The sequence below is a fragment of the Neorhizobium alkalisoli genome (assembly GCF_002968635.1).
GTDB classification, from domain to species: Bacteria; Pseudomonadota; Alphaproteobacteria; order Rhizobiales; family Rhizobiaceae; genus Neorhizobium; species Neorhizobium alkalisoli.
The window spans coordinates 1-414 of record NZ_PVBN01000050.1; the positions used below are offsets into that span (position 1 = coordinate 1).

At 68.6% G+C, this 414-nt stretch carries 1 protein-coding gene; it reads left to right on the forward strand.

Annotated features, from left to right (window positions below):
- The coding region (locus C5L13_RS28500) for a hypothetical protein (protein WP_205836902.1) at positions 1-414 on the forward strand (414 nt) is incomplete at both ends.

The following is a 414-nucleotide window of genomic DNA, read 5'->3' on the forward strand; positions in this document are numbered from 1 at the left end:
GGCGGAACTCTGCGAGCGCTACCCCGAGGAGGTGCATCCGCAAGCCCAGGACGGCGACCAGTCGTGGCGGGTGCCGCCCATCGACTGGCTGTTGCGCCGCTATGCCGAGCTGCTGCACACGCGCCTGCCGCTGATGGGGCAGGGCGCGTTCGCCGAGATCACCCTCTATGCCTGGCAGAGGTTGCAGCGCCAGCAGGTCGCCAGCGGCGACAGCAAGAGCGCCAAGGCGGCGCTGGAAGCGGCGCAACTTCAGCAGAAGAAGCTAGACGAAGCGTTGCGCGCGGAGCCCCTGGTGCAATGGCAGCGCAAGCAGGCCAGCCTGCTCGCCTGCCAGCAGCAACTACAGCGCCTGGAACAGTGGTGCGACCGCTGCCTGGGCGAACTCGCCCCCAGTTGCCAGCCATTGCGCGAGGT